Origin of the sequence: Streptomyces sp. NPDC001904 (assembly GCF_040297005.1) — a bacterium.
In the GTDB taxonomy this organism is placed as follows: domain Bacteria; phylum Actinomycetota; class Actinomycetes; order Streptomycetales; family Streptomycetaceae; genus Streptomyces.
The window spans coordinates 104,530-128,428 of sequence record NZ_JBEOYI010000002.1 but is presented as its reverse complement, the minus strand read 5'-3'; the positions used below and the strand labels follow the sequence as shown (position 1 = coordinate 128,428).

Genomic DNA, 23,899 nt, shown 5'->3' with positions numbered 1-23,899 from the left:
AGGGGCGGACGCCGTCGGCGTCCGCCCCTTCTCGCTGTCAGTACCCGGGCCCCGGACACGCCAGCCCGCGGGCCTCCGGGAGCGCGTCGACGATGCCGCCGCGCACGTCCTGCACGCCCCGGCCGGTCTCCCAGTCCTGCCGGTCCCCGGGGTGCACGGGCGTCCGGATCAGCGTGTACGTGCCCGGCTTCAGGTCCGCCTTCGCCGAGCCCGTCAGGGTCACGGCGAACGTGGGGTGCTTCTCGGCCGAGCGCTCGGGGCGGTAGTAGCGGGTGACGTCGAGGACGACGCGGACGTCACCGTCGGCGCGCGGGGTGATGCTGACGACCCGGCCCTCGACGAGAACTCTGGAGCAGGCGATGTGCAGGGCGGGCGAGGAGCCGTCCTCGTCGCCCGCCGCCCCGCCGCTGTCCGGGTCCGCCACCGACTTGTTGGAGGCACCGGCGTCGCTGCTCACCCCGCCGGGCGCGTTCGTGCCGAGCCACACCAGACCGCCCACGGTCCCGGCCGCGCAGGCCGCGACGAGTGCGCCGAACGCGATCCGCAGCGGGCGGCGACGGCGGACCGGCACGGGTGCACGGACGGGTACGGATACGGGCTCCGGGGCGGGCCGGGCCGCCAGCGCGTCGCCGATGCCGCGCACCTGCTCCCGCAGCAGCGCGACGTCGGCCGCGACGTCCGCCGCGTCCGGCTCGTCGTCCGGCAGCGGGTCGCCGCAGACCGCCAGCATCAGGAGCCGGTCCTCACGGGTCATGTCCTCCATGTCACACCACCTCCCCTTCCCGCAGCCGCGCCCGCAGCATCCGCACCGCCGTGTGCAGCCGGCTCTTGACCGTGCCCTCGGGCACCCCCAGCTCCACCGCGATGTCGCGGACCGGCAGATCCGCGTAGAACCGCAGCACGACCACCTGCCGCTGCTGGTCGGGGAGCTGGTCGAGGCCCTGGGCGACGGCGAGGGAGAGCACGCGGGACTCGGCGGCGTCCCGGGCGTCCTCCTGGCGCAGGGCGGCCAGCCGCTCGCCGAGCCGTTCCTGACGGCGCTTGGCGCGGTGCCAGTCCATGGCGAGGTTCGAGGCGACGACCGCCGCCCACGCCGAGACGTCGCGGGGCGCCTCCTCCCCCTTCGCGGCCCGCTCGAGCAGCCGCAGCCGCACCTGCTGCACCCCGTCCGGCAGATCCGCGTACGGCATCCCGCCCAGTGACAGGACGGCCCGCACCCGGTCCTCGACGGCCGCGTCCAGGGGGTCGTCCGGCCGACCCCCCGTGCCCCTGGGCTTTCTGCGCAGCACTGCCCCTCCCCTCCCCGCGTGTCCCCTACGACGCCGGACGCCCCCGGAACGTTCGGCCCGGCCGCGAAAGAGTTGTGGCGAACCCCACGCGTCCCGCGCCTCGGACAATCGATTGGACAAGGCGGGCCTGGACAGACGCATCATGGAGCGGCAACCCGCCGCCTGCTGTACGTACGGAGGAACCCTGTGAAGGTCGGAATCGTCGGAGCCACCGGTCAGGTCGGCACGGTCATGCGCAAGATCCTCGTCGAGCGGAACTTCCCGGTCGCCGAGCTGCGCCTGTTCGCCTCGGCGCGCAGCGCGGGCAAGACCCTGGACGGCGTGACGATCGAGGACGCCTCGACGGCCGACTACACGGGCCTGGACATCGTGCTCTTCTCCGCGGGCGGTGCCACGTCGAAGGCGCTGGCCGAGAAGGTCGCGGCACAGGGCGCCGTCGTCATCGACAACTCGTCGGCCTGGCGCAAGGACCCCGAGGTGCCGCTCGTGGTCTCCGAGGTGAACCCGCACGCGATCACCGACCGCCCCAAGGGCATCATCGCCAACCCGAACTGCACCACGATGGCCGCGATGCCGGTGCTGCGCCCCCTGCACGACGAGGCGGGCCTCGAAGCGCTGGTCGTCGCCACCTACCAGGCGGTCTCGGGCTCGGGCCTCGCGGGCGTCGCGGAGCTGCACGGCCAGGCGCAGAAGGTCGTCGCCGAGGCCGACAAGCTCACCCACGACGGCGAGGCCGTGGACTTCCCGGAGCCGGAGGTCTACAAGCGCCCCATCGCGTTCAACGTGCTGCCGCTCGCGGGCGCCATCGTCGACGACGGTCTGCACGAGACGGACGAGGAGCAGAAGCTCCGCAACGAGTCCCGCAAGATCCTGGAGATCCCGGCGCTCAAGGTCTCCGGCACCTGCGTCCGCGTCCCGGTCTTCTCGGGCCACTCCCTCCAGATCAACGCCCGCTTCGCGCGCCCGCTCTCGGTGGAGCGCGCCACCGAGCTGCTGGCCGGCGCCCCGGGTGTCGTGCTGTCCGAGATCCCGACGCCGCTGGAGGCCGCGGGCAAGGACGCGTCCTTCGTGGGCCGCATCCGCCCCGACGAGACGGTCGACAACGGCCTGGCGCTGTTCGTCTCCAACGACAACCTCCGCAAGGGTGCCGCGCTGAACGCGGTGCAGATCGCGGAGCTGGTGGCGGCCGAGCTCAAGGCCTGACCCCGCTTCCCGCGCTGTTGCGCGAAACCGGCCACGCGGTCGTGGAGGTTGTGTGAAGATCCCCGCATGACCGAGATGGCCAAGGGCGGAAACCTTCCTGTTCCCTCAGCAGCTCTGCATGTGGCGGTGGCCTGGCAGCAGGGTCCCGGGACTCCCGATGTGGACGTCTCGGCCCTGCTGCTCGACGCGGCGGGCCGGGTCCGCTCGGACGCCGACCTCGTCTTCTACAACCAGCGCGAGCACCACTCGAAGTCCGTGCGCCACCTCGGCAAGGGACAGGACCCGGGTCCTTCGGGCACCGACTGGATCTGGCTCGACCTGAACGCCGTGGAGCCCGCGGTGGAGCGGGTCGTGGTCGCCGCCTCCGCCGACAACGAGTCGTTCGGCCGGATACCCGGGCTCGCCGTCCACGTCGCCACCCCCGAGGGCGCGCCGGTCGCCTCCTTCGCCATCGGCGACGCGAGCACGGAGACCGCCTTCGTCTTCGGGGAGTTCTACCGCAGGAACGGCACCTGGAAGTTCCGTGCCGTCGGCCAGGGCTACGCCTCCGGCCTCGCCGGGCTGGCGACGGACTTCGGGATCGGCATCGAAGACGCCCCGCCCGCGGCGTCCGCGGCGCCCGTCCCCGCGGCGGGCACGTGGGCGGGCCCGGGCGGCCCGGACGAACTCACCGTCGGCTTCCCGCCCTACGTCCACCAGGGCCGGGCCAAGCAGCGGGTCACCTGCCCGCCGAACCTGCCCGCGGGCCGCCGGGTCGTGGTCGAGATCGAGTGCCACGACAGCATCTCGGTCAGCATCTCCTCCTGCGACGCGTACGGCCGCAGCGACGAACCGCTGCTCGACGCCTACACCGACGAGGTGCACGGCCGGACCCTCGCCACCGTCCCCGACGACCGGCCGCTGGCGCTGCTGGTGGAGGCGGACTCCCCGTGGACGCTGCGGGTGCTGCCGCTCGGCCAGGCCCGGCGCCTGGACCGCTCGGTGCACGGCCTCGGTCCCGATCTGCTGGTCTACGAGGGCGGTCCTGGCGTCCTGTCCTTCGCGCACCAGGGCGAGAGCAACTTCACCGTCTGGCAGTACCTCCGCTCCACCGACCCCGACTGGCCCGACGACCAGGACCTGCTGGTCAACGAGGCGGGCCGGCTCGACGTGCTGGCCCCGGTGCAGGGCCCCGGCATCCTGCGCATCGGCGCGGACGGCCCGTGGCAGATCTCGGTGGGCGGCTGACGCGGCCCGCGCTCAGTCCGGCCGCCGCACCGCGAAGTGCAGACAGCCGTACTCCACCGCCCGGACGTGCACGAGGACCACGGCCGGGTCGGCGAACGCCTCGTCGAGGGCCGCGTCGAACCCGGCCGTCGCGTCGGCCGGGATCTCCAGCAGCCTGCCGCCCACGATGTGCCCGCGGGCGTCGTAGCGGCGCAGCGTGCGCAGGGCGCCGGGCCGGTCGAAGGGGTAGCGCTCCGGGTCGGTCTCCGGGCCGGGGCAGTCGTCGGCGAAGGCGTGCAGGAAGACCGGGCCCTGTTCGTCGTACGCGCCCGGGGCCGCGCCCGTCCGTGCCGCCCAGCGGCGCAGCGGTGCGTACGAGACGAGCGCGATGCGCTCGCACTCCTGGACCGGGCGCAGACAGCAGCGCAGCGGGGAGCCCGCGTCGGCCGCGGTCGCGGGGTACGGGACGCAGGCGCGGCCCGCGTCGTCGACGTCGCGCAGTTCCTTGAGAGCGGTGGGGTCGATGGGCCGTGCCGGGTACCTGGTCATGCCTTTCACGGTCGCGCGGGAGAGCCGTGTTCACCGGCGGAAAACGGACATCGCGTTCGCGTACCCCGCGTGGAAGGATGGCCGGAATCGTCACAAACGCAGACCGCACTAGGAGATGACCGCGTGCCTGGCACCAATCTGACCCGAGAAGAGGCGCAGCAGCGGGCCGAGCTGCTCACCGTTGACTCGTACGAGATCGATCTCGACCTCTCCGGCGCGCAGGAGGGCGGCACGTTCCGGTCCGTGACCAGCGTGCGCTTCGACAGCGCGGAGGCGGGCGCCGAGTCCTTCATCGACCTGATCGCCGACGCGGTGCACGAGGTGGTGCTCAACGGGCGCTCCCTCGACGTCGCCGCCGTCTTCCGCGACTCCCGGATCGCGCTGGCCCGCCTGGAGGCGGGGCCGAACGACCTGCGGATCGTCGCCGACTGCGCGTACACGAACACCGGTGAGGGCCTGCACCGCTTCGTCGACCCCGTCGACCAGCAGGCTTACCTGTACACCCAGTTCGAGGTGCCGGACGCGCGGCGCGTGTTCGCGAACTTCGAGCAGCCGGACCTCAAGGGCACCTTCCAGTTCACGGTGAAGGCACCGACGGGGTGGACGGTCGTCTCCAACTCCGCGACCCCCGAGCCCAAGGACGACGTCTGGCACTTCGAGCCGACGCCGCGCATCTCCTCGTACATCACGGCCCTGATCGTCGGCCCGTACCACTCGGTGCACTCGTCCTACGACAATCCGGAGACCGGCCAGAGCGTGCCGCTCGGCATCTACTGCCGGCCCTCGCTCGCCGAGTTCCTCGACTCGGACGCGATCTTCGAGGTGACGCGGCAGGGCTTCGACTGGTTCCAGGAGAAGTTCGACTACGCGTACCCGTTCGCCAAGTACGACCAGCTCTTCGTGCCGGAGTTCAACGCGGGCGCGATGGAGAACGCGGGCGCGGTCACCATCCGCGACCAGTACGTCTTCCGCTCGAAGGTGACGGACGCGGCCTACGAGGTGCGGGCCGAGACGATCCTGCACGAGCTGGCCCACATGTGGTTCGGCGACCTCGTCACCATGGAGTGGTGGAACGACCTGTGGCTGAACGAGTCGTTCGCCACGTACACCTCGATCGCCTGCCAGGCGTACGCGCCGGACTCGAAGTGGCCGCACTCGTGGACGACGTTCGCCAACTCCATGAAGACCTGGGCGTACCGGCAGGACCAGCTGCCGTCCACGCACCCGATCATGGCCGAGATCAACGACCTCGACGACGTGCTCGTCAACTTCGACGGCATCACGTACGCCAAGGGCGCCTCCGTCCTCAAGCAGCTCGTCGCCTACGTCGGCATGGACGAGTTCTTCCAGGGCGTGCAGGCGTACTTCAAGCGGCACGCGTTCGGGAACACGCGGCTCAGCGATCTGCTGGGCGCCCTGGAGGAGACCAGCGGGCGTGACCTGAAGTCCTGGTCGAAGGCGTGGCTGGAGACCGCGGGCATCAACATCCTGCGTCCGGAGATCGAGACCGACGAGCACGGGGTCATCACCTCCTTCGCCGTCCGCCAGGAGGCCCCGGCGCTGCCCGCGGGCGCGAAGGGCGAGCCGACGCTGCGGCCGCACCGGATCGCCATCGGCCTCTACGACCTCGACGACGACAGCGGCAAGCTGCTGCGCGGCGAGCGCGTCGAACTCGACGTCGTCGCCGGTGAGTCGACGCAGGTGCCGCAGCTGGTCGGCAAGCACCGCCCGGCGGTCGTGCTGCTCAACGACGACGACCTGTCGTACGCCAAGGTGCGGCTCGACGAGAAGTCCCTGGCCTTCGTGACCGAGCACCTCGGTGACTTCGAGGCGTCCCTGCCGCGCGCCCTGTGCTGGGCCTCCGCGTGGGACATGACGCGCGACGCCGAGCTGTCCGCCAGCGCCTATCTCGACCTGGTGCTCAGCGGGGTGGCCAAGGAGTCCGACATCGGCGTGGTCCAGTCGCTGCAGCGGCAGGTGAAGCTGGCCATCGACCTGTACGCGGCCCCGGCCCACCGCGACGCGCTGCTCACCCGCTGGACCGAGGCGACCCTGGCCCACCTGCGCACCTCGGAGCCGGGCAGCGACCACCAGCTGGCCTGGGCCCGCGCCTTCGCGGCGACGGCCCGCACGCCGGAGCAGCTCGACGTGCTGGATGCCCTGCTGGAGGGCTCGCAGACCATCGAGGGCCTGGCCGTCGACACCGAGCTGCGCTGGGCGTTCGTGCAGCGGCTCGCGGCCGTGGGTCGGTTCGACGAGACCGAGATCGCCGCCGAGTACGAGCGGGACCGGACGGCCGCCGGTGAGCGGCACGCGACGTCCGCGCGCGCCGCGCGGCCGACTCCCGAGGCCAAGGCGGAGGCCTGGGCCTCGGTCGTCGAGTCCGACCAGCTGCCGAACGCGGTGCAGGAGGCCGTGATCGGGGGCTTCGTCCAGACCGATCAGCGCGAGCTGCTGGCGCCGTACACGGAGAAGTACTTCTCGGCGCTGAAGGGTGTCTGGGAGTCGCGGTCCCACGAGATGGCGCAGCAGATCGCGGTCGGGCTGTTCCCGTCGGTCCAGGTGACCCAGGAGACCCTGGACACGACGGACGCCTGGCTCGGGTCCGCCCGGCCGAGCGCGGCCCTGACCCGCCTGGTCTCGGAGTCCCGCGCGGGCGTCGAGCGCGCGCTGAAGGCACAGGCCGCCGACGCCTAGCCCTCACCGGGACGCGGGGTGCTGCCGGTCGCGCAGTTCCCCGCGCCTCTGGGTAGTTCGTCGGCTGACGGCCGGTGGGGGCTGGTCGCGCAGTTCCCCGCGCCCCTGAAGCGAGCTTCGCTCGCCCAGGGGCGCCAAGGGGAGGCTGCGCGTCAGCGCATGCCTCAGGGGCGCGGGGAACTGCGCGAGAAGCCCCACCGGCCCGCGGACGACGACGGACCCGGTCAGCCCCGGGCGGCCCGCTCCGCCAGCGCCGAGCGCCCCGCCTCCGTCAGAGCACCGTGCACCCTCATCCGGGCCACACCCCCGTCAGGGAACGCGTCCAGCCGGACATGTGTGGCCACGGCCCGCCCGGCCAGCGGGAACCGGTGCAGCGTGTCCGGCTGCAACCGGGTGCGCGGGATGATCTCGAACCACTCGCCGGTCTCCCCGTCGCGCCCGCTCAGCGCGATCCACCCGGCCGAATTCCCCTTGAGGTACGCGGTGTCGATCTCCACGGCCCGGATCTCCCCCTGCGCGGCGAGCCGGAAGCGGACCCAGTCGTTGGTGCCGTGGACGCGGCGGCGCCGGTTCTCCCAGCCGTCGTCCATCTTCCGCGACGTGCCGGGCAGGATGATCTGTGTCGGCGACGAGTAGAACTTGTCGGACGCGTCCTCGTACACACCCCCGTTGAGTACGGAGACCAGATCGACGGTGCCGAGCAGATCGAGCCACTCGGGGTCGGGCACGACCTCGCCGTGCACCCGCAGGCGCGCGATGCCGCCGTCGGGGTGCTGGCAGACCCGGAGATGGGTGAAGCGGCGCTCCGAGGTGACGGTGAAGTGGTTCGCGGCGTGCCCGCGCACCTGGCTCACCGGCACGATCTCCTCCCACTTCACGTCGTCGGCGAGGAGCTCGTCGGGTCCGGGCGCACCGGCGACGCTGGTGGCCTGGATGCTCACGCGCTGCGGGTAGTTGCCGCGGAAGTGGGCGGTGTCGACGACGACGCCGCGCACGACACCGGGCGCGCCGAGCCGGACGATGGCCCAGTCGTGGTCCTCGGGCGCCGGGAACGGCTGGTCGGCGCTGCCGCGGCGGCGCCGGGTCTCCCAGCCGTCCATGACCTTGCCCTTGTGCCCGAAGTGCTCGGGGTCGAAGACGGCGCGCTCGCGCACCAGCAGGTTCTCGCGCTGGGCGAAGAACTCGTCGTTGGCGGCGATGACTCCGGCGCCGAGCCGCCGGTCGGCGAGGTCGACGAGTTCGGTGAACCCGGCGGGGTCACCGAAGGTGCGGTAGTCGGCGTACGGGTCGCCGCCCGCGTAGGGGGCGGCGTCGTTGGCGTGCGGGTCCGTTCCGGGCGTCGTTGTCATGACCCCACTGTCCGGCCCCGCGAGCCAACAGGTCCATCGAAAGTTTTCGGGGTGGTTGTTCAGTTCTGCTGAACGGTCAGGGCGTCGAGGACGCACCGCACGGCCGCGCCCTCCTCCGCGCCCCGGCGCACGGCCGCCACCACGTGCCGTACGGGACGGTCGGCGCCCAGTGCGCACATGACGACGCCGTCGCGGCGCGCGGCGGCCATCCTCGGGACGAGGGCGACGCCCATGCCCGCCTCGACCATGGCGAGGATGGCGGTCCAGCCGGCCGCGCTGTGCGCCTGCTCGGGCACGAACCCGGCGGCCTCGCAGGCGGTGGTGGTGATCTCGGACCAGGGGCCCGAACCGCCGAAGATCCAGGGTTCGCCCGCGAGATCGGCGAGCCTGAGGCCCGGCTTCCCGGCGAGCGGATGACCGGCGGGCAGGGCGACGTCCAGCGGGTCGGCGAGCAGCGGCACCCGCGTGAACCTGGCGTCCCGCGCGGTCGGCGCGTGCGCGGCCAGCGAGAGGGCGAGGTCCACGTCGCCGGCTGCGAGCAGTTCGTAGGCCTGCGCGGCCTCGGCCTCGCGCACCCGGACGGTGATGCCGGGGCGGTCGGCGCGCAGCGCCCGTACGGCGGGCACGACGAGCGCGGGCACGGCGGTGGAGAAGGCGGCGACCCGCACCGTCCCCGACTCGCCGCGCAGATGGGCCGCCAACTCGGCGTCGGCCCGCTCCAGTTGGGCGAAGACGGCCTCGCCGTGCCGCAGCACCAGGTGCGCCGCGTCGGTGAGCCGGACCCGGCGCCCCTGCGCCTCGAGGAGCGGCACCCCGAGCTGCTTGGCGAAGTTGGTGAGCTGCTGGGAGACCGCCGACGGGGTCATCTGCAGGGCCCGCGCGGTGGCGGTGACCGTGCCGCGCTCGCTCAGGGTGCGCAGGATCACCAGCTTCTTGACGTCCCAGCGGTCGGGGTGCGCGGGGCGGGACGGGTCGTCGGTCATGGCGTCACGGTACGGGCCGGGCGGCGCGACGGTCCGGCACGGCCGCTCCCATAAAAACCTTGACATCAAGATTCTTGATACCGAGACTTACGGGGATCACGGGACCGATGCACGGGAGGCGGCGCCGAGTGCGGCAACGACGGGGCGGGGACGGGCTGCTGGCGGGACTGCGGCGGCCACCGGGCGGGCGCGACGCACGGCTGATGCTGTGCGGGCAGTTCCTCGACCGGGCCGGGACCGGGGTGTGGGCGGCGGCCTCGGTGCTCTACTTCACCTTCGTCACCGGCCTGGACGGCGGGCAGGTCGGGCTGCTGCTCGGCGTGGCCGGGGTCGCGGGGATCGCCGGTTCACCCCTGGGCGGGCGGCTCGCCCAGCGGTTCACGGTCCGGGCGCTGCTGATCTGGTGCCATCTGCTGCGGCTCGGGGCGGCGCTCGCCCTCCTCGCCCTGGACGGCTTCTGGACCCTGCTGCCCGCCGTCGCGGTGATCTGCGCCGGGGACCGGATGGCGAAGACCCTGGAGATGGTCTTCGCCACGGAGGCGGCCGGGGAGCGCCGGGCCGTCTACCAGGCCCTGTCGCGCAGTGTCGCCAACGCCGCGTACGGGGTCGGCGCCGGGCTCGCCGCGATCGGGCTCGCCGTGGGCACGCTCGGCGCCTACCGCGCGCTGATCCTGGCGGACGCGGCCTCGTTCGTCGCCGCCGCGGTGCTCGTCGCCCGCACCTCCGCCCGCCGGCCCGTCGCCGTCCATCCGCACCGGCAGGCCCGCCCGGCAGGCCCCTGGCGCGACCGGGGCTATCTGCTCTTCGTCCTGCTCGACATCCCGCTGACCCTCGACGGGGCGGTCCTCGACGTGGGTCTGCCGCTGTGGCTGGTCCACCGCACCGACGCCCCGCACGCCCTCGTCCCGGCCTTCCTGGTCCTCAACACGGCCCTGGTCGTCCTGCTCCAGCTCCGCGTCACCGCCCGGTTCCCGGGTCCGGAGGGCGCCCTGCGCGCGCTGCCCCGGTACGGGCTGCTCGTCGCGCTCGCCTGCGTCCTGCTCCCGCTGTCCGCCGCGGGCGGCGCCTGGCCGGCGTCGGCGCTCCTGCTGGCCTGCACGGCGCTGATCACCCTGGCCGAGCTGATGCGCTCCGTCAGCTCCTGGGAGCTGGCCGTCTGCCTGGCCCCCGAGCGGGAGCGGCCCGCCTACCTCGGCGTGGCCGGGATGTCGCAGTCCATCGAGAAGTCGGTCGGCCCGCCGGTCCTGACGTCGGGCGTGATGGCGGCCGGCCCGGCCGGCTGGATCGGCCTCGGGGCGGCGATCGCGGGCCTCTGCCTGCTCCAACGGCGGTTGTGCGCACGCCGGTTGGCCGCCATGGCGACGGCGACGGCGCCCGCCGCCCCGGTCCGGTCGGCCGTCCCTCGCGCGGTCGGCTGAGCCAGGTCGGACTGCCGAGCCGGGTCGGGGCGCTGAGCCGGGTCGGGCCGCTGGCCCCGCACCGTCGCCCCCAGCGCCAGCGCCATCCCGGCGAGCTGGACGGCCGTCAGGCTCTGCCCGAGCGCGGCCCAGCCGATCACCGCCGCGGTCAGCGGCGACAGGGGGCCGAGGAGGGTGGCCTGCGTGGCGCCGAGCCGGCCGATGCCGCGGAACCAGAGCCAGTACGCCAGCGCCGTGTTGGCGAGCGCCAGATAGGCGTAGCCGGTCAGCGCCCGGCCGTCGAGCGCGGGCGGTGGTCCCTCCACCAGCAGGGCGAGCGGCGCGATCAGCAGCCCGCCCGCCGTCAGCTGCCAGGCGGTGAGCGCCAGCGGTCCGGCGCCCGGGGGCCGCCCCCACTTCATGGTGAGGACCGTGCCGGTCGACATCGACACCGTGGACGCCACCGCCGCGGCCATCCCCAGCGCGTCCAGCGCCCCCGTCGCCCGCAGCACCACCAGGCTCACCCCGAGCGCGGCGGCGATCCCCGTCAGCAGGGTGCGCCGGGTGGGCAGCCGGCCGAGGAGCGGCACCGCGAGAGCGGCCACGAACAGCGGCCCCACCGAGCCGACCACCGCGGCGAGTCCGCCCGGCAGCCGGTACGCGGCGAGGAACAGCAGCGGGAAGAACGCGCCGATGTTCAGCGCCCCCAGCACCGCGGACCGCCACCACCACTCCCCCGCCGGAAGCCGTCGCGCGAGGACGAGGAGCACCAGCCCCGCGGGCAGCGCGCGCATCGCCGCCGTGAACAACGGGCGGTCCGGGGGCAGCAGTTCGGTCGTCACCGCGTACGTCGACCCCCACGACACCGGGGCCAGCGCGGTCAGCAGGACCATCTTCACCTTCATCGGAACCCACCCGTCCTTCATGTAGCTCAATGGCAAGTAGCTTACTCGTAAGCTACTTGCCGTCAAGCCACTTTCTTGCCCGGAAGCGATCGGGAACCCGATACTGAGGGAATGACCGACAAGGACGCCGTCGACGCGATCATCGACCAGTGGGCGGCGGTCCGCCCCGACCTGGACACCACCGCCATGGAGGTCTACGGCCGCGTCCACCGCCTGTCGCGCGCCATCGGCGACCGCGTCGAGGCGGCCTATGCGCGGTTCGGCATCGCGCGCGGCGAGTTCGACGTGCTCGCCACGCTGCGCCGCGCGGACGCCCCGTACACGCTCTCGCCGCGCCGGCTGTCGGAGACGCTGATGCTGACGACGGGCGGCATGACGGGACGGCTCGACAAGCTGGAGCGGCGCGGCCTGGTGCGCCGCTCGCCCGACCCGCACGACCGGCGCGGGCTCCAGGTCACCCTCACCGAGGAGGGCCTCGCCCTCGTGGACGAGGCGGTGGGCGCCGGGCTCGCCGTGCAGAAGCGGGCCCTGGAGAGCGCCCTCGACGGCCCGCAGGCCGACCAGCTCGCGGCGCTGCTGCGCCAGTTGCTCACCACGACCGCCCCGGCCGAGTAGCCCGGCCGGTCAGCGCAGCGCGTATCCGGCGAACTCCCCGGGAAAGCCGGCGGAGTCCACTCCCCCGTCCGGCAGCACGTCCGTCGCCCAGGCCGCGTAGCCGTCGGGCCGCACGAGCAGTGCCGTGCGCCGGCCGCTCGCCCAGTGCGCGACCCGCACGGCGTCGTTCTTGTACGCCTCGCCCCGGGGCAGGATCAGCACGAACCCGCCCGCGCGCAGGGCCTCGTAAAGCCGGGTTCCGCCGTCGAGCAGAACGTCGGGGACCCGCCTGCCCACCAGCGTGTGGGAGCCCCTGGGGGCCGGGTAGCGGACACCGATCCCGGTGATCTGGCCGACGGCGCGGGTGCGGGCCGGGCGGACCCGGCGGAGGACTCCGGTGAACACGGCGCGGGCGGCGAGCGTCCACGGGCGCTTGGCCATCGCCATCCGCACGATGCCCCCGCTGCTGCGCAGGACGGCCCTGCCGACGGGGTGGCGCTCGGCCTCGTACGTGTCCAGCAGGCCCTCCTCGGCGCGGCCGTCGAGGACGGCGGCCAGCTTCCAGCCCAGGTTCGCCGCGTCCTGGAGGCCCGTGTTCATGCCCTGGCCGCCGGCCGGGGTGTGCACGTGCGCGGCGTCCCCGGCGAGCAGGACCCGGCCCACGCGGTAGTGCGGCGCCTGGCGTTCGTCGCTGTGGAAGCGGGACATCCAGCGGGCGTCGTGCATGCCGAAGTCGCGGCCCAGGGCCAGCCGGGTGATCTCCTTGATCTCGTCGAGGGCGAGCGGGGCGTCGTCGGGGACGTCGTGCGCGCGGTTCCAGCCGATGACGCGGTGGTAGCCGTCGCCGAAGGGCGCGATGAAGGCGAAGGCGTCGCCGACGGTGTTCACGGTGAGCAGGTCGTCGGGCTGCTCGGCGAGCCGGACGTCGGCGAGGACGACCGAGCGGATGACGGACCGGCCGGGGAAGGGCAGCCCCACGGCCTCCCGCACGGCGCTGCGCATCCCGTCGGCGCCGACGACGTAGGCGGCGCTCAGCTCGTCCGGCGCGCCGTCGCCGCGCCGGACCCGGAGGGTGACGCCGTCCGCGCCCTGGACCAGGCCCGTCACCTCGGTCTCGTACACGAACCGGACCCCGGCCTCGACGGCCCGCCGCTCCAGGGCCTTCTCGACCTCGTACTGCGGCAGGACGAGCAGGTGGTTGAAGCGGGAGGGGAGGTCGGTGAGGTCGATGGTGAGCCCGCCGAAGAGGCGGAGCCGGCCGAGCGGCCTGCCAAGGCGGTCGATCTCGTCGGCGAGGCCGCGCGCGTCGAGCTGTTCCAGGGTGCGGGCGTGCACGGCGAAGGCACGGGAGAGGTTGCTGATCCCGTGGGGGCGCTTCTCGACGAGGGTGACGGGGGCTCCGGCGGCCGCCAGGTCCCCGGCGAGCAGCAGGCCCGTCGGGCCGCAGCCGACGACGATCACGGAGTGCGCGGTGCCGTTCATGGTGGCCTCCTACGGCCGGGGTCCACGGCGCCGACGCCCGTTGGCCGGCGTGTGTCGGCACTGTAGAACCGCGCCCGCCCGGCTGTCCCACCGCCGCGACACCCTGACGACGGGCGGGCGAACGCGTCGAGGGCACCCGCCGCGGCCGTGCCGTGGCGGGTGCCCTCGTCGGGAGTGTGCGGGTCAGCCCTGCCCGGGCTGCTTGCGGGACTTGTCGCCGAGGATCACCAGACCGGCGATGACCGCGAAGATGACCAGCGGGGCCACGACGAACAGACCGAGCGTGTCGATCACGCTCAGGCCGGATCCCGGGTCGTCGCCGTCGTCGCGCGTGAGCGCGAGCGCGGGGGACGACATGAGCAGCATCATCAGCGTCGTACCGGAAGCCAGGGCGCCGGCGCGCAGGGCGTTCTTCTTGTCCACGGTTCAAACGTAGCGAATGCCTAAACGGGCCGCGCGTCCGGGGGGTCTGTAAGAGGCACGACCGGCGCGGAGAACACGCTGAGCAGGGCGTGGGCGCGCGGGGACGCGGCGATGTCCTCCAGGGTGACGGGGCGGCCGGCGGGATCGGCCACCGGGAGCCGCCAGTTGGGGTACTCGTCCCAGGTCCCCGGCAGATTCTGCGGGCGCCGGTCGCCGACCAGGTCGGGCAGCCAGATCCCGGTCATCCGCGCCGGGGTGCGCAGCAGGAAGCGGTGGACGGCGCGGACCGACTCCTCCTCGTCGCCGGGGGCGCCCGACAGGAGGCCGAGCCGCGCGAACAGGCCGAGCCAGTCGGCGATCTCCGCCGCCGCCTCGGCGGGCGTGGCCGTGGACAGCCCGAGCCCCTCCCGGAGGCGTACGTCGTCGCCGGTGAGCCGGGCCGCGGTGGACGGCAGGTCGTGGGTGGTGGCGGTGGCCACGCAGTCCGTGCGCCACTGTCCCGGGGGCACGGGCGGGTCCCCGGGGGACTCCCAGTCGCGCTCGAACCAGAGCACGGAGGTGCCGAGCACCCCGCGCGCGCTCAGCGTCTCGCGCACGCCGGGTTCGACCGTGCCCAGGTCCTCCCCGATGACGTACGTGCCCGTGCGCGACGCCTCCAGGAGCAGCACCGCCAGCATGGCCTCGGCGTCGTAGTGGACGTAGCAGCCCTCGGTGGGCGCCTCGCCCCCGGGGATCCACCAGAGCCGGAACAGGCCCATGACGTGGTCGATGCGGACGGCGCCCGCGTGCCGCATCAGATCGTGCAGCAGGGCGCGGAAGGGGGCGTAGCCGGTCTCGGCGAGGCGGTCGGGGCGCCAGGGCGGCAGGCCCCAGTCCTGGCCCCGCGCGTTGAACGCGTCCGGCGGCGCGCCCACGCTCATGCCCTGGGCGAAGACGTCGCGCTGCGCCCAGGCGTCGGCGCCGCCGGGGTGCACACCGACCGCGAGGTCGTGCACGAGCCCGATCGCCATGCCCGCCTCGGTGGCGGCGCGCTGGGCGGCGGTGAGCTGGGTGTCGGTGAGCCAGGCGAGCCGGCAGTGGAAGTCGACGCGGTCCATCCACTCCCTGCGGGCGCGGGCGGTCGCGGGCGAGCGCGGGTCGCGGAGGGCGGTGGGCCAGGTGTGCCAGTCGGGGCCGTACCGCTCGGCGAGCGCCAGGTAGGTGGCGTGGTCCTCCAGGGCGGTGCCCTGGACGGCGAGGTAGTCGCAGTAGGCGGCGCGGCGGCCGGGGCTGAGCGGCACGTCCCGGACGATCGTCTCCAGCACCTCGCGCTTGAGCGCCCAGACCGCGTCCCGGTCGATCAACTCCCCCTTGCCGAGAACCGCTTCGCGCAGGGCGGCGGCCTCGCGGTCCCGGCCGGGCACGTGCGCGTACTCGGGGATGTCCTCGATCCGCAGGTGCACGGGGTCGGGGAAGCGGCGGGAGGAGGGGCGGTACGGGGAGGGGTCCATGGTGCCGTCGGGCGCGGCGGGGACGGCCGCGTGCAGCGGGTTGACCTGGAGGAAGCCCACGTCGTGGGTGCGGGCCGACCAGGACGCCAGATCGGCGAGGTCGGCGAGGTCGCCCATGCCCCAGGAGCGGGCGGAGAGCAGGGAGTAGAGCTGGACCAGCAGGCCGTGGCTGCGGCCGGGCGGGCGCGGGGCGACGGGCGGGGCCGCGACGAGGTGGGCCTCGGTGCCGCGGCCGCCGGGCTCGTCGACCCGTAACCGGTGCACGCCGGGCGGCGGCGGCACCGTCGGGTCCCAGGCGGCGAACTCCCGCGCCCCCTCCGGGCACAGGGCGAGCCGGGTCCGCTCGGGCAGCCGGTGCAGCCAGTCGGGGACGGAGCCGTCCAGCCAGAGCACGACGGTGGGCGGCACCGGGCGGGCGGCCAGTTCGGCCTCCCGGGCCGCGAGCGCGTCCGGGGCGTCCGCGGCCACGCCGAGGGCGGCGAGGGCGGCGGTCAGGGCCGCGTCGGAGGCGCGGACGGTCTCACCCGGTGACGGGGAGTAGGAGGTGGCCACGCCGTACAGCTCGGCGAGGCGGGCGAGGCTCACCCCGCGGCCAGGCCGCTCGGCGTGGGCTCGGAGGTGAGCGGCAGCTCGTCGGAGAGCGGCGGCTCGGAGGTCAGCGGCGCGTAGTCGGCGAAGGCCGGCTCGCTGGTCAGGGGCGCTTCGAAGGACGAGGTGGTGGTGTCGGTGCCGGACAGGGTGTCGATTCCGGTCAGCGGGTCCGTGACGGACAGCACGGGGTCCGCCTGTTTGGACAGGGCCGAGAGCAGAAGCTGAGCCGATGCGGCCACGGGGGCCTCCTTCGTCAAAGGGGGTCGTGAGTCGGAAGCCCTACCCCGAGATCGCGGCCCCAGACCTGTTCGACCGGGCAACGTGTCACTGGTCACATTCTGAACGGCGAAAGGAAATTGACCAGAGGGCCGCGAAAGCGGGAAGAACTTCGCCGGATCACGCCTCTCCCGCCAGACCCGGCGGGGGCGCCGCGCCACGACGGCCACGGCTTTGACACCCGGCCCCGGTGAGTGGTGGGGTCGGTAGCCACTCCGGGACCGTTTCGTCCTCATTGACCGTACGAGGAGCACGCCGTGCAGCTCCGGCGCAGAAGGACGGCCGCCGCTGTGGCGGTCGCCGTCATCGCGGGGACGCTGGGCGGCGCGGCCGGCGCGGCGGCCGCCCCGGCCCCGCCCGGTGGCGCGGACCGCACGGCGGCACAGCCGTCCCGTCCCTCGGTGTGGCCCCGGCCGCGGTCGCTGCGGGCCTCGGCGCACGGGGTGACGGTCCCCGGCTCCCCCGGCGGTGTGGTCCTCGTCGTGCCCCCGGGGAGCGACCGGTACGCGGTGGACGCGCTGCGCACGCTGCTGCGCGGCGCGGGTGCGCGGGACGTCCGTGAGGTGCCCGCGGGGGCGGCGGTGCCGTCCGGCGCCGGGCTCGTCGTCACGGCCGCCCCGGCGGAGGAGACGCTGCGCGCGCTCGGCGCCACGGCCCGCGGCGACCTGCCGGCGGGCGGCTACCGCCTCGCGGTGGGATCCGTGGCCGGGCGGCCGACCGTGGCGCTGGCGGGCGTCGGCGGCGACGGGCTGTTCCACGCGGTGCAGACACTGCGGCAGCTGACCGAGGGGCACACGATCGCCGGAGTTGTCGTACGCGACTGGCCGGGCACGGCGGTACGCGGACTGACCGAGGGTTTCTACGGCACCCCGTGGACGACCGAACAGCGCCTGGCGCAGCTCGACTTCATGGGCCGCACCAAGCAGAACCGCTATCTCTACGCGCCCGGCGACGACCCGTACCGGCAGGCGCGCTGGCGCGAGCCCTACCCGGCGCGGCAGCGTGCCGCGTTCCGGGCACTGGCCGCGCGGGCCCGCGCCAACCACGTCACGCTCGGCTGGGCGGTGGCCCCCGGGCAGGCGATGTGCCTGTCGTCGGCCGCCGACGTCAAGGCCCTGAACCGCAAGCTGGACGCCCTGTGGGCGCTCGGCGTGCGCGCCTTCCAGCTGCAGTTCCAGGACGTGTCGTATAGCGAGTGGCACTGCGCGGCGGACGCCCGGCGGTTCGGCTCCGGGCCCGGGGCGGCGGCGCGGGCGCAGGCGGCCGTGGCGAACGCGGTGGCCGGGCATCTGGCCTCCCGCCACCCGGACGCCGGGCCGCTGTCCCTGATGCCGACCGAGTACTACCAGGACGGAAGGACGGCGTACCGCACGGCGCTGGCGCACGCCCTCGACGACGGGGTGCAGGTGGCGTGGACCGGGGTGGGGGTCGTGCCGCGCACCGTCTCCGGCCGCGAACTGGCGTACACCCGGCGGGCGTTCGGCTCGTCGGGCACGGCGCATCCGCTGGTCACGATGGACAACTACCCGGTCAACGACTACGCGCAGGACCGCGTCTTCCTCGGCCCGTACACGGGCCGCGACCCGGCGGTGGCCACCGGGTCGGCCGCGCTGCTGGCCAACGCGATGGAGCAGCCGGCCGCCTCCCGCATCGCGCTGTTCACGTCGGCGGACTACGCCTGGAACCCGCGCGACTACCGCCCCGGGGAGTCCTGGAAGGCGGCGATCGACGACCTCGCGGACGGCGACGGGGACGCCGGGGCGGCCCTGACGGCACTGGCCGCCAACGACGCCTCCTCGGTGCTCGGCGCGCGGGAGTCGGCGTACCTGAGGCCGCTCGTCGCCGCGTTCTGGCAGGCCCGTACGGCGACGGACGCGGCCCGCGACCGGGCGGCCCGCGCCCTGCGCGACGCGTTCGGCCGGATGCGCGCCGCTCCGGACGCGCTGGCCGGCACGGAGCTCGCCGCCGAGGTGCGCCCCTGGAGCGACAAGCTGGGCGACTACGGGCGGGCGGGCGAGGCCGCCGTCGACATGCTGGACGCGGCGGCGCGCGGCGACGGCACGGCGGCCTGGGCGGCGGCCCGCCGTCTGGAGCGGCTGCGGACGCGGCTCGCCGCGAACCGGGTCACGGTCGGCGACGGCGTGCTGGCCCCGTTCCTGAAGAAGGCGGGGACGGCGTTCGCGGCGTGGGCGGGCACCGACCGGGCGGACGCGGCCGCGGGCGCGCGGGCCGGACTCCCGCGCGTGCGGGCCCTGTCCACGGTCACCGTGCTGAGCACGCCCGGCACCGGGGGCACGGTCGAGGCGCACGTCCCCGGTGCGGGCTGGCGGCGCATCGGCGCTCTCGCGGACGGCGGCTTCACGGAGCTGGACGCCGGGGGCACGCGGGCGGACGCGGTCCGGGTCTCCGGCGCGCCCGGCGGCGCCGTCGGCCATGTCGTCCCGTGGTGCGCCGACGACCCCGCCGCCACGCTCTCGCTGGCCCGCGCCGAGACCGACGCGGAGATCGGCGGCGGCGCGCGGCGGGTGACGGCGCGGCTGACGTCCCGGCGCCCGGCGGACACGAAGGGCCGGGTGACGGCGAAGGCACCGCACGGCATCAGGGCCCGTACGCCGGAGAGTTCGGCACTCCCGCGCGGCACGAGGGTCGACGTCCCCGTGGACATCACGGTCCCCGGGGGCACCCCGGCCGGGGTGTACGAGATCCCCGTCTCCTTCGGCGACGAGACCCGCACGGTGACGGTCCGCGCCCATCCGCGCACCGCGGGCCCCGACCTGGCCCGCACCGCCACCGCGTCGTCCTCGGCGGACGAGACCCCGCGGTTCCCGGCGAAGGCCGCCAACGACGGCGCCGACAGGACCCGTTGGTCGTCCCCGGCGAAGGACGGCCAGTGGTGGCAGGCCGAGTTCGCGGAGCCGGTCCGGCTCGGCCGGGTGGTCCTGCGCTGGCAGGACGCGTACGCCACGCGGTACCGGATCCAGACCTCCGCCGACGGCCGCACCTGGCGCACCGCCGCGACCGTGCGGGACGGGCGGGGCGGACGCGAGTCCGTGGGGACGGACGGCGGGCGGGCGCGGTTCGTGCGGGTCGTCGGGGACGAGCGGGCGACCGCGTACGGGATCTCGCTGTGGTCGGTGGAGGCCTACGCCGTGGCGGAGCCGCGCCACTGACCCCGGCGGCCGTGAACCGCTCGCCGGGGACCGGTCGATAGACGGGGTGTGAGACTGTTCCGCCCCATGGGGGCCGACCGAGACGACCGGGCGCTGCTGCGGGCCGTCGCGCGGGGCGACGCGGACGCGCTGGCCGCGCTCTACGACCGGCACGCCGGCTGGCTGCACACCCGCCTGAGCCGCCGCTGCGACGACCCGGAGACGGTGCGCGAGGTGCTGCAGGACACGTTCCTCGCGGTGTGGCGCTCGGCGGGGACGCACCGGGGCGGGGAGACCGGCGGCTGGCTGTGGACGATCGCCGCCCGCCGCCTGGTCGACGCCCAGCGCGTCCGGGCGCGGGCCGACCGGGTCGAGGCGCCCGAGGCCCGGGCGGCGCCGTCCGCCGAGGACCATGTGCTGGCCGGGCTCCAGTACGGCGACGTGGGCACCGCCCTCGACCGGATCTCGCCCGAACTGCGCGACGTGCTGCGGGCCACCGTCGTCGACGGCCTGACCACCCGGGAGGCCGCCCGGCTGCTCGGCATACCGGAGGGCACCGTGAAGACCCGCGCGCTGCGGGCCCGCCGTGAACTGCGGTCCGCGCTGGCCGCGTTGGCGGCGGCAGGACCGCTGGAACCCCTGGGAGGCACCTCATGAGCGGCCCCGACACCGGCTGGCACGTGACCGAGGGCGCCGCCGCCCGGTACGTGGACGGCACGCTCCCCGAGCCGGACGGCTGGTCCGTGGAGCGGCACGTGGAGAGCTGCGCGGCGTGTGCCGTACGGGTGTCGGGCGCGGCCCGCGCCGGAGCGGCGGGGCCGGTCCTGGCGGACGTGCGCGCCGCGCTGCTCGCCGACGTCCGCGCACCGGAGCCCGTGCGGGTGCCTGCCGCCCGGCGGCTCGGCCGGCTGTGGTGGAGCGTGGGCCCCGCGCTGCGCGGCCCGTGGCTGATCGCCCTGTTCGCGGTGGCGGCCGGCGCGTTGGGCCTCGGGTACGGCGCCGGGTACGCCGGAGCCGGGCCGCTGCTGCTCGCCCTCGCTCCGGTGATGCCGGTGGCCGGGGTCGCCGTGTCGTACGGGCGGCACGCGGACCCGCTGCACGAGATCGCCGCGGCGAGCCCGTCCGGCGGCCTGCGGCTCGTGCTGGTCCGCACCCTCGCCGTGCTCGCGGTGAGCCTGCCGGTGCTGACGGCGGCCGGACTGCTGCTGCCCGCCGCGCACCCGCCGGGCCCCGGCCCCGCCGCCTGGCTGCTGCCGGGGCTCGCGCTGACCCTGGCCGCGCTCGCGCTCGGCGGCTGGATCGGGTGCCGCGCGGCGACCTGTGTGGTCGGTGCCGGGTGGGCCGCGGCGGTGGCGCTGCCCACGGCCGCCGTGCCGGGAGCCGCCACGGCCCGCCTCGCCGAACAGCTCTCCCTCTGCTTCGACAACCCCGCGGCGCGCACCGGCTGGGCGGCGGCGCTCGTGGTGAGCGCCGCCCTGATCGCCGTACGCCGGTCCGCGTACGACCGCTTGGAGACGATGTGAGTACGACGACCACCCCCGTGACCGCGGGGACGATACGGGTGTCCGGGCTGACCGTCCGGCACCGCCGCGTCACCGCCCTCGACGCCGTCGACCTGGACTTCGGCACCGGGGTGCACGGGCTGCTCGGCCCCAACGGCGCGGGCAAGACCTCCCTCATCCGCGTCCTCGCGACGGTGTCCCGCCCGAGCGCGGGCCGCGTGGAGCTGTTCGGCGGCGACCTGGGAAACGCGCGCGAGCGGCGCTCCGCCCGGCGGCAACTGGGCTATCTGCCGCAGGACTTCGGCTACTACCCGGGTTTCACGGTGCGCGAGTTCGTGGCGTACGTGGCCTGGCTGAAGGAGATGCCGGCCGACGAGAGCGGGGCGGCGGTGGAGAGGGCCGTCGAGCGGGTCGGCCTCACCGACCGCATCGACGCGAAGCTCAAGTCGCTGTCCGGCGGGATGCTGCGCCGCGCCGGCATCGCGCAGGCCGTCGTGAACAGCCCGCGCCTGCTGCTGCTCGACGAACCGACGGCCGGGCTCGACCCGGAGCAGCGCGTCGAATTCCGTTCGCTGCTGCGGGAGTTGGGCGAGGAGTCCACCGTCATCGTCTCCACCCACCTGGTGGAGGACGTGGCGGCGGCCTGCACGGCCGTCACCCTGATCGAACGCGGCCGGGTCGCCTACCGGGGCACCCCCGCGGCCCTGTCGGCCCTGGGCCGCGACGGCACCGAGGCCGACGGGAACGCCATCGAGCGCGGCTACACCACGGCGCTGCGCGCCCACCGGGGCGCGGAGGCGGGCCGATGAGCGCGCCGACCCTGGTGGCGGACCGGACGGCTGTCCCGCCGCCTCGTCCGGCGCCTCATCCGCTGCGGGCCGAGCTGCTGCGGGGCCTGGCTCCGTGGGCCGGCGCCGTCCTGGCGGTGGCGCTCGGCGGGTTCCTGTACAACACCGCCGACACCTGGCAGGGCAGCTGGACCGACACCATGAGCGTGCTTCGCTCCGGCGGTGTCATGCTCGGCGGCCCGCTGGCGCTCGCGGCGGGGTGCTGGCAGGGCGGCCGGGAGCGGCGGCGCGGCACGGACGTGCTGCGGGCGGCGGCGGTGCGCGGCCCGCTCGCCCAGGCGCTGGTGTCCGCGCTGCCCCTGGCGTGCTGGCTGGTCGTGGCGTACGGGCTGGCTTTCGCGGGCGGCGTGCTCGCCAGCCTTCCGTACGCGACACCGGGCGGCCTCACCCCGACGGCCTTCGTCGGCACCGCGGCCGTGCTGGTGGCCTGCGTCCTGATCGGCCATGCCGTGGGCGCGCTCGCGCCCTGGCGGCTGGCCGCACCGCTGCTGGGGGTCGCGGGGTACGCGCAGTTCGGTGTGGCCGGCACCACCCGGACCTGGCTGCGTTTCCTCGGACCCGCGCCCGAGGGGTTCCGACGCGCGGTGGTGCTCGAGTGGTGGCATCCGTTCCTGACCGCCTGGTGGGTCCTCGCCCTCGCGGCGGCCGTGGTCCTGGCCCACACCGCACACCGCCGCCGGACCGCGCTGATTCCGCTGGGTGCCGCGGCCGTCGCCGCCACGCTGCTCGTGCAGGTCGGCGACGGCCTGTCCCGGCCCGACCCGCGCGCGCACCGGCAGGTGTGCACGACGGACTCGACGGCACCGCAGGTCTGCGTGAACGCGGCTCTCGCCCGCCAGTTGCCCGAGGTCGCCGAGGCCCTGCGCCCGCTCACCGACCGGCTGAAGGGCGTGGCGAACCTTCCCGTGCGCTTCGAGGACCTGCCGGGCCGCCCGGCCGCCGACGAGGCGGCGCTGCCGATGCTGACCCCGCTGGGCTGGAGTCTGGTGCGCGGGCGCGTCCCCGATCCGGAGCAGTACCGGTGGGAGGCGGCCATGGCCCTGATCGACGGCTACGACTGCCCGTTCGTCCGGACGACACCGGGGAAGGTCGAGATCGTGGACGACGCGGTGGCGCGCTGGCTCGCGCCGAGCCGCGTTCAGGACCTGATCCGCAGAGACACCCGCCGCCAGGGCGACAAGGCGGACCTGCGCCGCCTCAAGGCCGAGCAGCGCGCCTACGACCACCTGCGCACCATGTCCCCCGCCGAACGCCGCACCTGGCTGTCCCGCTACTTCGCGGAGCAGGACCGCTGCGGCCGCACCGAGAGCGAGGTGCCGTCGCTGTGACCGCCGCCGCCCCGCGCCCCTTCGTCCTGTACGCCCGCTCCCGGGCGCTGCCCGCGACGGTGGCCGCCCTCGTCGCGACGGCGCTGCTCACCCTGTGGGCGGCGACGCGCCCCGACACGTACGTGGACCCGCACCAGCGCGTCCCGCTGCTCGCGCTGGCCCCGCTCTTCGCCTCGGCGGTGATCGGGGTGAGCACCCATCAGTACGCCCGCGAACTGGACCGCACCGCCGTGCGCCGCTGGTGGCCGCTGCGCCTCGCCCATCTGCTCGCGCTGACCGCGCTCGCCGCGGCCGTCCTCGCGCTCGCCGTGCCCGGGCACGTGCACGAGTTCGGCGCGGCGGCCATGGTCCGCAACACGCTGGGCGCCACCGGGCTCACCGCCGTCGCCGCGGTGCTCGTCGGCGCCCGTCTGAGCTGGCTGCCGACGCTGGTCTATCTCGGCGTCGTCTACCTGTCGTACTCGAATCCGAAGCTGCACGGTGCGACGGTGCTGACCTGGTCGATGCAGCCGGGTCCGCAGCGCGCGGCCTGGGCCGTGGCGCTGGCCGCGTTCGTCGCGGGCGCGGCCCTGTACGCGTGCGTGGGGCCGCGCGACGACCGGAACTAGACGTCGTCGCATGCACAAGAGGGGCGCCCG

At 74.9% G+C, this 23,899-nt stretch carries 20 protein-coding genes and 1 pseudogene; 11 read left to right on the top strand and 10 right to left on the bottom strand.

The genetic code is table 11. The features are described from left to right. Window positions 1-37 precede the first annotated feature (37 nt). Together ABT127_RS03095 and ABT127_RS03090 are read right to left on the bottom strand one after the other, a co-directional pair. Window positions 38-763 carry a hypothetical protein gene (locus tag ABT127_RS03095; RefSeq protein WP_351444164.1) on the bottom strand — a complete coding sequence of 242 codons (726 nt, stop codon included), beginning with the start codon at window positions 761-763 and terminating at the stop codon, window positions 38-40. Between the two features lies 1 nt (window position 764). Further along, window positions 765-1,289, bottom strand: a complete 525-nt coding sequence (locus ABT127_RS03090) for a sigma-70 family RNA polymerase sigma factor (protein WP_351444163.1) — start codon at window positions 1,287-1,289, stop codon at window positions 765-767. A gap of 186 nt (window positions 1,290-1,475) precedes the next feature. Between ABT127_RS03090 and ABT127_RS03085 the strand changes: the two genes are divergently transcribed. Further along, complete coding sequence (locus ABT127_RS03085; protein ID WP_351444162.1) at window positions 1,476-2,492, top strand: aspartate-semialdehyde dehydrogenase; 1,017 nt, start codon at window positions 1,476-1,478, stop codon at window positions 2,490-2,492. A 66-nt stretch (window positions 2,493-2,558) separates the two neighbouring features. Beyond that, on the top strand, window positions 2,559-3,719 hold the full coding sequence (locus ABT127_RS03080) for a TerD family protein (RefSeq protein WP_351444161.1): 1,161 nt from the start codon (window positions 2,559-2,561) through the stop codon (window positions 3,717-3,719). Window positions 3,720-3,731: 12 nt separating this feature from the next. Here ABT127_RS03080 and ABT127_RS03075 read toward each other — a convergent pair whose 3' ends face one another. Then, window positions 3,732-4,247, bottom strand: a complete 516-nt coding sequence (locus tag ABT127_RS03075; RefSeq protein ID WP_351444160.1) for a DUF1203 domain-containing protein — start codon at window positions 4,245-4,247, stop codon at window positions 3,732-3,734. Between the two features lie 123 nt (window positions 4,248-4,370). Between ABT127_RS03075 and pepN the strand changes: the two genes are divergently transcribed. Continuing rightward, window positions 4,371-6,944 carry an aminopeptidase N gene (gene pepN, locus ABT127_RS03070; RefSeq protein ID WP_351444159.1) on the top strand — a complete coding sequence of 858 codons (2,574 nt, stop codon included), beginning with the start codon at window positions 4,371-4,373 and terminating at the stop codon, window positions 6,942-6,944. A gap of 224 nt (window positions 6,945-7,168) precedes the next feature. Here pepN and alc read toward each other — a convergent pair whose 3' ends face one another. Both alc and ABT127_RS03060 read right to left on the bottom strand, forming a co-directional pair. Continuing rightward, window positions 7,169-8,293, bottom strand: a complete 1,125-nt coding sequence (gene alc, locus ABT127_RS03065) for an allantoicase (RefSeq protein WP_351444158.1) — start codon at window positions 8,291-8,293, stop codon at window positions 7,169-7,171. Window positions 8,294-8,352: 59 nt separating this feature from the next. Next, the gene (locus tag ABT127_RS03060) at window positions 8,353-9,276 is read right to left on the bottom strand and encodes a LysR family transcriptional regulator (RefSeq protein ID WP_351444157.1); all 924 of its coding nucleotides are present in this window, start codon (window positions 9,274-9,276) and stop codon (window positions 8,353-8,355) included. Window positions 9,277-9,383: 107 nt separating this feature from the next. On the opposite strand from ABT127_RS03060, the pseudogene ABT127_RS03055 reads away from it, so the two are divergent. Continuing rightward, a pseudogene (locus ABT127_RS03055) lies at window positions 9,384-10,454 on the top strand (MFS transporter); the annotation flags it as partial. 8 nt (window positions 10,455-10,462) lie between these two features. Here the strand turns inward: ABT127_RS03055 and ABT127_RS03050 are convergent. Then, window positions 10,463-11,578, bottom strand: a complete 1,116-nt coding sequence (locus ABT127_RS03050) for an EamA family transporter (RefSeq protein WP_502971635.1) — start codon at window positions 11,576-11,578, stop codon at window positions 10,463-10,465. 111 nt (window positions 11,579-11,689) lie between these two features. Between ABT127_RS03050 and ABT127_RS03045 the strand changes: the two genes are divergently transcribed. Next, window positions 11,690-12,193, top strand: coding sequence for a MarR family winged helix-turn-helix transcriptional regulator (locus ABT127_RS03045; protein WP_351444154.1), 504 nt, complete (start codon window positions 11,690-11,692; stop codon window positions 12,191-12,193). 9 nt (window positions 12,194-12,202) lie between these two features. Here the strand turns inward: ABT127_RS03045 and ABT127_RS03040 are convergent, their stop codons facing one another. From ABT127_RS03040 to ABT127_RS03025, 4 genes are all read right to left on the bottom strand, one after another. Then, the gene (locus ABT127_RS03040) at window positions 12,203-13,654 is read right to left on the bottom strand and encodes an FAD-dependent monooxygenase (protein WP_351444153.1); all 1,452 of its coding nucleotides are present in this window, start codon (window positions 13,652-13,654) and stop codon (window positions 12,203-12,205) included. Between the two features lie 183 nt (window positions 13,655-13,837). Further along, window positions 13,838-14,077 (bottom strand): hypothetical protein, encoded by a 240-nt coding sequence (locus ABT127_RS03035; protein WP_351444152.1) that lies wholly within the window; start codon window positions 14,075-14,077, stop codon window positions 13,838-13,840. 20 nt (window positions 14,078-14,097) lie between these two features. Beyond that, the gene (gene malQ, locus ABT127_RS03030; protein ID WP_351444151.1) at window positions 14,098-16,152 is read right to left on the bottom strand and encodes a 4-alpha-glucanotransferase; all 2,055 of its coding nucleotides are present in this window, start codon (window positions 16,150-16,152) and stop codon (window positions 14,098-14,100) included. Further along, window positions 16,149-16,397, bottom strand: coding sequence for a hypothetical protein (locus ABT127_RS03025; protein ID WP_111664625.1), 249 nt, complete (start codon window positions 16,395-16,397; stop codon window positions 16,149-16,151). The genes malQ and ABT127_RS03025 overlap by 4 nt, the downstream gene beginning before the upstream one ends. Window positions 16,398-16,691: 294 nt before the next feature. Here ABT127_RS03025 and ABT127_RS03020 point away from each other — a divergent pair, with 294 nt between their 5' ends. From ABT127_RS03020 to ABT127_RS02995, 6 genes are all read left to right on the top strand, one after another. After that, window positions 16,692-19,604 carry a beta-N-acetylglucosaminidase domain-containing protein gene (locus ABT127_RS03020; RefSeq protein WP_351444150.1) on the top strand — a complete coding sequence of 971 codons (2,913 nt, stop codon included), beginning with the start codon at window positions 16,692-16,694 and terminating at the stop codon, window positions 19,602-19,604. A 66-nt stretch (window positions 19,605-19,670) separates the two neighbouring features. Next, window positions 19,671-20,240, top strand: a complete 570-nt coding sequence (locus ABT127_RS03015) for an RNA polymerase sigma factor (protein WP_351444149.1) — start codon at window positions 19,671-19,673, stop codon at window positions 20,238-20,240. Further along, on the top strand, window positions 20,237-21,106 hold the full coding sequence (locus ABT127_RS03010; protein ID WP_351444148.1) for a zf-HC2 domain-containing protein: 870 nt from the start codon (window positions 20,237-20,239) through the stop codon (window positions 21,104-21,106). Before ABT127_RS03015 ends, ABT127_RS03010 begins: the two co-directional genes overlap by 4 nt. Then, entirely contained in the window at window positions 21,103-21,894 is a 792-nt protein-coding gene (locus ABT127_RS03005) for an ABC transporter ATP-binding protein (RefSeq protein WP_351444147.1), read from the top strand. The genes ABT127_RS03010 and ABT127_RS03005 overlap by 4 nt, the downstream gene beginning before the upstream one ends. After that, window positions 21,891-23,261, top strand: coding sequence for a hypothetical protein (locus tag ABT127_RS03000; protein WP_351444146.1), 1,371 nt, complete (start codon window positions 21,891-21,893; stop codon window positions 23,259-23,261). The genes ABT127_RS03005 and ABT127_RS03000 overlap by 4 nt, the downstream gene beginning before the upstream one ends. After that, window positions 23,258-23,869, top strand: a complete 612-nt coding sequence (locus ABT127_RS02995) for a hypothetical protein (RefSeq protein ID WP_351444145.1) — start codon at window positions 23,258-23,260, stop codon at window positions 23,867-23,869. Before ABT127_RS03000 ends, ABT127_RS02995 begins: the two co-directional genes overlap by 4 nt. Window positions 23,870-23,899 lie beyond the last annotated feature (30 nt).